Genomic DNA, 8,437 nt, shown 5'->3' on the forward strand with positions numbered 1-8,437 from the left:
GTCGCCCTCGCCGACCGCCGTGGGCGGGCGGACGACCACGAGGCCCACGACGTCGACGAGCGCGGCCGTGACCTCCAGCCAGCGGTCCTGCGGGTCGGGCACCAGCACCGTGCGGTGCGGGTCGACGCCCATCGCGACCGCGGCCTCGACCCCCAGGTCGGGTGCGCCGACCACGGCGCACCACGTGCCGGCCGCGGACGGACCGGCCATGAGCAGCAGGGCCAGGCTGGCCGAGTCGACGCCGTACACGCCCCCGGTCTCCAGGCTCAGCAGACCCTCGAGGGCCGCGTGCGTGGGCACCGACTGGCGGGCGGGAGCGCCCTGCATCCGCTCGACCTCGCGCCGCAGCTCGGCGACGACCTCGAGGGCGGGACGGGCGGTGGACACCCCACCATGATCGAACAGATGTTCGAACGAGTCAACCGGATCGACGCACCCCGCACCCGGTCGCCCGGGCGCGGGACGTGCCGTCAGACGTCGTCGCCGGCCTCCACCACGCCGAGCGGGATCGACCCGCCCGGGATGGCGTCGAGGAGCATGCGCGTGTAGTCCTCGCGGGGGTTCTCGAACACCTCGGACACGGTGGACTGCTCGACGACCTTGCCGTTCTGCATCACCAGCACGTGGTCGGCGATCTGCCGCACGACCGCGAGGTCGTGGGTGATGAACAGGTAGGACAGGCCCAGCTCGCTCTGCAGCTCGTTCAGCAGCGTCAGGATCTGCGCCTGCACCAGCACGTCGAGCGCCGAGACGGCCTCGTCGCAGATGACGACCTCCGGGTCGAGCGCGAGGGCGCGGGCGATCGCCACGCGCTGGCGCTGGCCGCCCGAGAGCTCGTTCGGGTAGCGCGTCATGACCGAGGCCGGCAGCGACACCTTGTCGAGCAGGTCGCGGATCTTCGTCTCGCGCTCCTTGGCCGTGCCGACGCCGTGCAGCCGCAGCGGCTCCTCGATCGAGCGGTAGATGGAGTACATCGGGTCCAGCGAGGCGTACGGGTTCTGGAACACCGGCTGCATCTGGCGCCGCAGCGCGAGCTGCTGCTCCTTCTTGCGCAGGGTGGTGATGTCGACGCCGTCGAACTCGACGCTGCCGCTGGTCGCGTCGAGCAGACCGAGGACCATACGGGCCACGGTCGACTTGCCCGACCCCGACTCGCCGACGATCGCGGTGGTCGTGCCGCGCTCGAGCTGGAAGGAGACCTGGTCGACCGCCGTGAAGTCGGTCGACTGCCCCGGCCGGCTGCCGCGGATCTTGAAGACCTTGGTGAGGTCCTTGGCCTCGATGATCGTGCCGCGGCCCTCCCCCAGCTCGTCGTCGTGGGTCGCGACCTCGGCGGCGATCTCGGCCGCCGTCTGCACGGCCTGCTCACGGACCTCGGCGCGGGCCTGCACCGACGAGAGCCGCTGCGAGGCGAGCGACGGTGCCGAGCTGACGAGCCGCTTGCTGTACGGGTGCTGGGGGTCCTGCAGGATCTCCAGCGCCGGCCCGGACTCCACGACCTGCCCGCGGTACATGACCACGAGGTGGTCGGCCCGCTCGGCCGCCAGGCCGAGGTCGTGGGTGATGAGCAGGACCGCGAAGCCCAGCTCGTCGGTGAGCCGGTCGAGGTGGTCGAGGATCTGCTTCTGGACCGTCACGTCGAGCGCCGACGTGGGCTCGTCGGCGATGAGCAGCTTCGGCCGTGCGGCCAGGCCCATCGCGATGAGCGCACGCTGGCGCATGCCGCCGGAGAACTCGTGCGGGTACTGCTGGGCCCGCCGGGCCGCGTCGGGCAGTCCGGCCTCCTCGAGCAGCTCGACGACGCGGGCGTCGGCGGCCTTGCCCTTGGCGACGCCGTTGGCCTCGAGCGACTCCTTGATCTGCGTGCCCACGCGCCACAGCGGGTTGAGGTTCGACATCGGGTCCTGCGGCACGAGGCCGATGGACGAGCCGCGCAGGGCGACGATGTCGGACTTCTTCGCGTGCGCGATGTCCTGGCCCTCGAAGAGGATCTGGCCACCGGTGATCCGTCCGGTGCCGGGCAGCAGGTCGATGATGGCGTGCGCCGTCGTGGACTTGCCCGAGCCGGACTCGCCCACGATCGCGACGGTCTGGCCGGGGTAGACGGTCAGGTTCGCGCCGATGACGGCGGGCACCACGGTCTTCTTGTCGGCCGCGAAGCCCACGTGGAGGTCCTTGACCTCCAGCAGCGGCTGGTCGGGGTTGAGGTCGCGGCTCATCGCTTCTTGGCCTTCGGGTCGAGGGCGTCGCGCACGGCGTCGCCGAGGAGGATGAAGCTGAACACGGTGAGCGCCAGCGCGCCGGCAGGCCAGAACATGGTGCCCAGCCGCTGCCCGGCACGCACCTGGTTCTGGGCGGCGGAGATGTCGTTGCCCCAGGACACGATGCTGGTCGGGAGCCCGAGGCCGAGGAACGACAGCGTCGCCTCGGCCACGATGAAGATGCCCAGCGACACGGTCGCCGTGACGATCACCGGGGCCAGCGAGTTCGGCACGACGTGACGGAGCAGGTTGCGCCGCGGCGTGGCACCGAGCGCACGTGCGGCGTCGACGAACTCCTGCTGCTTGGTCTCGATGACGGCACCGCGGGCGATACGCGCCACCTGGGGCCAGCCGAAGAGCGCCAGTGCGAGCACGATCGCCAGGACAGAGGCCCAGAACCCTCGGTCCGGGAACCACGAGTTGAGCGCCGAGAGCAGAACGATGGAAGCCAGCAGCAGCGGGATCGCATAGAAGATGTCCGCGACCCGCGAGAGCAACGAGTCGATCCACCGGCCGTAGAAGCCTGCCACTGCGCCGACGACCAGACCCAGCGCCGTGGCGATGAGAGTCGTCAGAAGGCCTACGGTGACTGAGGCCCGCGCGCCGTAGATCATGCGCGAGTAGACGTCACAGCCCTGACGATCGAACCCCAGAGGGTAGCCGGGTTCCGCGGGTCGGAGGCTCTTGCCTGTCCGGCAGAAGGTCGGGTCGTTGCTCGTGAACAGACCAGGGAATGCGATGACCACAGCCAGGAACAGGATCAGCGCAGCGGAGATGAGGAACAGCGGGTTCTTGCGCAGCTGCTTCCACGCCTCCTTCCACTGGCTCTCCGGCGGGGCCGTCGTGTCGAGGGCGCCGACGTCGTGCAGCGGGGTGTCCTCCAGGCGGGCGACGTAGCGCTCCTGCCCGGGACGGGTCTTCGACGGACGGCCGTCAGGCATAGCGGATCCTCGGGTCGAGCCAGGCGTAGAGCAGGTCCACGGCGAGGCTGGTGAGCACGTAGACGAGCACCATGATGGTGACCACCGAGACGATGGTCGGGGTCTCGCCGCGTCGGATGGCGTCGAAGGCCAGGTTGCCGACGCCGGGGACGTTGAAGATGCCCTCGGTCACGACCGCGCCGGCCATCAGGCCGCCCAGGTCGGCGCCGAGGAACGTCACGACGGGGATGAGGGAGTTGCGCAGCACGTGGCGGCGGTTGACCTGCCCGTCGGGCAGACCCTTCGCCCGGGCCGTGCGCACGTGGTCGGCGGTGAGGTTCTCGATCACCGACGTGCGCGTCAGGCGCAGCACGTAGGCGAACGACACGAGCCCGAGCACGATGGCCGGCAGCAGCAGCTCGCGGAACGTTGCCTGCGAGCTGACGAGCGCCGGCAGCGCCCCGAGCTTGATCCCGACGATCAGCTGGAGCACGAAGCCGAAGACGAAGATCGGCACGGCGATGACGAGCAGCGACACCACGAGCATCGTGGAGTCGAACAGCTTGCCGCGGCGCATGCCCGCGTAGAAGCCGGCAGCCACGCCGAGCACGGCCTCGATGACGAGGGCCATCAGCGCCAGCTTGATGGTGACGGGGAACGCGCGCTGGACGAGGTCGATCACCGGCTGGCCGCTGAACGACGTGCCGAAGTCGAGGGTCACCGCGCCCTTGAGGAACAGCAGCCACTGGACGATCTTGGGCTGGTCGAAGTGGTACTGCTCGCGCAGCGCCTGGTAGGTGCCCTCGGGCACGGGCTTGTCGCCGAACAGCGCGACGATGGGATCGCCTGGTCGCAGGAACACCATCATGTAGATGAGGAACGTCGCTCCGAGGATCACCGGGATCGCTTGGAGGAGACGCTTACCGACGTACCACCACATGGGCAGGACTCCTTGTCTGAAGGGGGCGGCGGTGCCGCGACCCGCCCCGACGATACGCCGGGGCACGAGGCACCACCGAGGGACCCGGACGCACCTGTGGGGCAACACCTGAGGTGTTGCCCCACGGGTGGTCGTGCGGGCGCCGGAGCTACTTCTTGGTGATGAGGTGCAGCTCGGGCTGGTTCTGCCAGTTGAACTCGACGTTCTCGACGTTCTTCGAGGCGGCGGCGGCCACGTTCGAGTACCACAGCGGGATGGCCGGCAGGTCCTTGAAGAGGACCTCCTGGGCCTGCGACTGCAGCTCGTAGCGCTTGTCCTCGTCGGGCTCGCCGGCGATCTTCGTCATGAGGTCGTCGAACTCCTTGGAGGAGTAGTCGCCGTCGTTGGACCCGGCCTTGGTCTGGTACAGCGGGGCCAGGTAGTTGAAGATCGACGGGTAGTCAGGCTGCCAACCGGTGCGGAAGGCCGTCTTGATCGTGCGGTTCGTGACGTCGGAACGCAGCTCGTCGAACGTGGCGTAGGCCTGACCCTTGGCGTCGATGCCGAGGTTGTTCTTGAGCTGGTTGGCGATCGCGTCGACCCACTCCTTGTTGCCGGCGCCGTCGCCGTTGTAGGCGATGACGAACGAGCCCTTGAACGGGGCGATGTCGTCAGCCTGGGCCCACAGCTTCTTGGCCTCGTCGGCGTCGAAGGTCAGCACGTCGCTGCCCGGGATGTCCTTGTCGAAGCCCGGCATGACGGGCGCGGAGAAGTCCACGGCCGGCGTGCGGGTGTCGTCGAAGATGTTCTTGGTGATCTCGGGGCGGTTGATGGCCTTGGAGATCGCCTGACGACGCAGACGGCCCTCGTCGTTGGTGCCGAAGCCGGGCAGACGCTCGGGGATGGTGACCGAGCCGAAGACCGAGCCGGGCTCGGAGATGGCCTGGACCGAGCTGTCGGACTGGAACGTCGAGAGCGCGCTCGGCGGCACGGCGTCGAGGACGTCGAGGTCACCGGTCTGGACGGCGGTGTACGCCGTGTCCGGGTTGGTGAAGAACTTCAGCGTGACGCCGCCGTTCTTGGGCTTGCGGACGCCGTCGTACTCCTCGTTCGGGACGAGCTTGATCTGGACGTCGTGCTCCCAGGCACCCTTGCCGTCCATCTTGTACGGGCCGTTGCCGATCGGGTCCTCGCCATAGGCCTTGATGTCCTCGAACGCGGACTCGGGCAGCGGGTAGAACGCCGAGTAGCCCAGACGCGCCGGGAAGTCGGCCTCGGCCTGGTTGAGCTCGATCGTGAAGGTCTTGTCGTCGACGACCTTGAGGCCCTCGAGCGTCTTGGCCGTCGGCTTCTCGGCCTGGACCGCGTCGAAGCCCTTGATCGGGTAGAAGAAGTAGCTGTTGAGCTGCTTGTTGGTGCTGAGCGCGCCGTAGTTCCACGCGTCGACGAACGACTTCGCGGTGACCGGCGTGCCGTCGGAGAACTTCCAGTCCTTCAGCTTCACGGTCCAGGTGACGTTGTCGTCGGACTCGATCGACTCCGCGACCTCGTTCACGCTCGAGCCGTCCTTCTGGTACGAGACCAGACCGGCGAAGAGCAGGTCGACGGCGCGGCCGCCGCCGGTCTCGTTCGTCGACGTGGGGACGAGCGGGTTCTGGGGCTCGGTGCTGAAGTTGGTGATCACCGAGTCGGTGGACCCGGAGTCGTCACCGCCTCCGCCGCAGGCCGCCAGGACGAGGCTGCCCGCGGCGAGCAGGGCTACGCCCGCGACGCGAGTACGTCGGGAGAGACGCATGGATTCCTCCTGTGAAGATGGGTGCACGCAGTCGCGTGCGCCCCTATTGCTATCACCGGCGGACGGGCCTTCGACAGGCCTCGGAGGGGACTTCACCAACTTGCAACCTGATCAGGATGGGCCATCATGCGTGGCCCTCACGGGCCATGGACGCGCACGAGGGGCCCCGGACCGTGTGGTCCGGGGCCCCTCGTGGTGGAGCGGGTGGTGATCAGCCCTTGCGCGACTTCGCGGCCTCGGTGGCCTGCGGCAGGACCGTCTTGAGGTCGCCGACGACGCCGAAGTCGACGAGCTCGAAGATCGGCGCCTCCTCGTCCTTGTTGACGGCGACGATCGTCTTCGACGTCTGCATGCCGGCGCGGTGCTGGATGGCACCGGAGATGCCGTTGGCGACGTACAGCTGCGGCGAGACCGTCTTGCCGGTCTGGCCGACCTGGAAGCTGTGCGGGTACCAGCCGGAGTCGACGGCGGCGCGCGAGGCGCCCACGGCCGCGCCGAGGGTGTCGGCGAAGGCCTCGACCTCGGAGAAGTCGCCGCCGGTACCACGGCCGCCGGAGACGACGATGGCGGCCTCGGTCAGCTCGGGACGACCCGAGGCGGCCTTCTCCTTGGTGGAGACGATCTTGGCGCCCTTGGCGGCGTCGGACACGTCGACGCTCACGGCCTCGACGGTGCCTGCGCCCGAGGCGGCCTCGGGGGCCACGGAGTTGGGCTTGACGGCGATGACCGGGATGCCCTTCGTGACCTGGGCGTCGACCGTGAAGTTGCCGGCGAAGACCGACTGCGTCGTGGTCACGGTGTCACCGTCGACCGTCACGTCGACCGCGTCGGTGATGAGGCCCGACTCGGTCTTGAGCGCGACACGGGCCGCGATCTCCTTGCCCTCCGTGGTGGAGGGCACGAGCACCGCGGCGGCGGAGGCGTCGGTGACGATCTTGGTGAGCGCCTCGGCCTTGGGGCCGACGAGGTACTCGCCGTAGACGGCGTCGTCGAGCTGGTAGACCTTCTCCGCGCCGTGCTCGGCCAGCGAGGCCGGGACGTCGGCGCCGAAGACGACGGCCGACGGCTCGCCGATCTTGCGGGCGATCGTGAGGAGCTCGAGGCTGGGCTTGGTGGCGTTGCCGTCGACGACGTCGACGAGCACGATGACTTCGGACATCTCTCTACTCCTGCTCAGACGAACTTCTTGGAGGCGAGGAACTCGACGAGCTTCGTGCCGCCGTCGCCCTCGTCGGTGATGATCTCGCCGGCCGTGCGCGGGGGACGCGGCTCGGTGGTGACGACCTTGGTCCAGGCGGCGTCGAGGCCGACCTCGGACGCGTCGACGCCGAGGTCGGACAGGTCCCACTCCTCGACCGGCTTCTTCTTGGCGGCCATGATGCCCTTGAAGGACGGGTAGCGGGCCTCGCCGGTCTGGTCGGTCACGCTCACGACGAGCTTGCCGGAGCCCTGGACCTCCTGCGTGGCGACGTCGCCGTCACGCTTGATCGTGACGCTGTCGCCGTCGACGCTGATCTCGCCGCCGAGGGTGACCGCGGGCAGGCCGAGGCGCTCGGCGACCAGGGTCGGGACGACGCCCATGCCGCCGTCGGTCGAGGCCATGCCGAAGAACACGAAGTCGTACTCGAGCTTCTCGAGCGCCTTCGCCAGCACGAGCGAGGTCGCGAAGGCGTCGGAGCCGGCGATCGCGTCGTCGTTCACGTGCACGCCCTTGTCCGCGCCCATCTGCAGGGCCTTGCGGACGGCGTCGGCGGCGTCGTCGGGGCCGACGGTCAGGACGGTGACCTCGCCGTCACCCTCCTCGACGACCTTGAGCGCCTGCTCGACGGCGTACTCGTCGAGCTCGGAGAGCAGTCCGTCGACGTTCTCACGGTCGACGGTGTTGTCGGACGAGTCGAAGGTGCGGTCGGCCGTGGCATCCGGCACGTACTTCACCGCGACGACGATGTTGGTCACGAGGACCCTCCTGTGGTCGGGGACGCGGCGTTCTACGCCGCGCTGTCGGGGACGTCCACCTTCCCACGTGGTGCTCCACGAGGTGAGGGCAGCCTTGCACGCAAGGTTACCGGCGAGTTACATACCGGGGCCAGGCGCGTCACCCATGGTATAGGTCACACGTCCAGGACACCTGTCGTCGCAGGCCTCGCGGGTCAGGATCGAGCGGGCCGGTGCAGGAGCGACGGGGCGAGCACGCCGACCGCCAGGTAGACGACCGATCCCCCGCCGTAGGCCACGAACGACTCCTTCGCGGCGGCATTCTCGCCGCTGAAGGAGACGAGCCCGCGCAGGGGCTGCGTGAGCGGGTCGGCGACGGTCGCGACCGACTGCAGCACGCCCGTCGACGGGTCGAACCCGAACGCCACGAGCAGCGCCGCGAGCGCGAGCGTGACCGACGCGACCAGGCCGAGGACGCCCAGCACCACGCCGACCAGTCCGACGAGGCGGCGAGCCGTCGACGGACCCTCCTGCGGGACCGCGGGCGGCTCGGGCACGTCGTCGGTGCCGGCCTCGTCGCGGCGCGCGACGGCCGCAGCGGCCTTCG

The 8,437-nt window shown here is 69.3% G+C and carries 7 protein-coding genes and 1 pseudogene; all 8 read right to left on the reverse strand.

The genetic code is table 11. The annotated features are described in order from the left end of the window. A pseudogene (locus NH339_RS16015) lies at positions 1–387 on the reverse strand (hypothetical protein); the annotation flags it as partial. Between the two features lie 83 nt (positions 388–470). Continuing rightward, entirely contained in the window at positions 471–2,219 is a 1,749-nt protein-coding gene (locus tag NH339_RS16020; protein ID WP_253027026.1) for an ABC transporter ATP-binding protein, read from the reverse strand. After that, complete coding sequence (locus NH339_RS16025; RefSeq protein ID WP_253027027.1) at positions 2,216–3,202, reverse strand: ABC transporter permease; 987 nt, start codon at positions 3,200–3,202, stop codon at positions 2,216–2,218. Before NH339_RS16025 ends, NH339_RS16020 begins: the two co-directional genes overlap by 4 nt. Then, on the reverse strand, positions 3,195–4,121 hold the full coding sequence (locus NH339_RS16030; protein WP_253027028.1) for an ABC transporter permease: 927 nt from the start codon (positions 4,119–4,121) through the stop codon (positions 3,195–3,197). The genes NH339_RS16025 and NH339_RS16030 overlap by 8 nt, the downstream gene beginning before the upstream one ends. A gap of 148 nt (positions 4,122–4,269) precedes the next feature. Further along, positions 4,270–5,895, reverse strand: a complete 1,626-nt coding sequence (locus tag NH339_RS16035) for an ABC transporter substrate-binding protein (RefSeq protein WP_253027029.1) — start codon at positions 5,893–5,895, stop codon at positions 4,270–4,272. Between the two features lie 211 nt (positions 5,896–6,106). Further along, entirely contained in the window at positions 6,107–7,054 is a 948-nt protein-coding gene (locus NH339_RS16040; protein ID WP_253027030.1) for an electron transfer flavoprotein subunit alpha/FixB family protein, read from the reverse strand. 14 nt (positions 7,055–7,068) lie between these two features. Beyond that, positions 7,069–7,851 carry an electron transfer flavoprotein subunit beta/FixA family protein gene (locus NH339_RS16045; protein WP_253027031.1) on the reverse strand — a complete coding sequence of 261 codons (783 nt, stop codon included), beginning with the start codon at positions 7,849–7,851 and terminating at the stop codon, positions 7,069–7,071. Between the two features lie 194 nt (positions 7,852–8,045). Beyond that, on the reverse strand, positions 8,046–8,437 hold a 392-nt coding region (locus tag NH339_RS16050; RefSeq protein ID WP_253027032.1), incomplete at its 5' end, for a hypothetical protein.

Source organism: Aeromicrobium sp. CnD17-E, from assembly GCF_024124745.1.
Lineage (GTDB): Bacteria > Actinomycetota > Actinomycetes > Propionibacteriales > Nocardioidaceae > Aeromicrobium.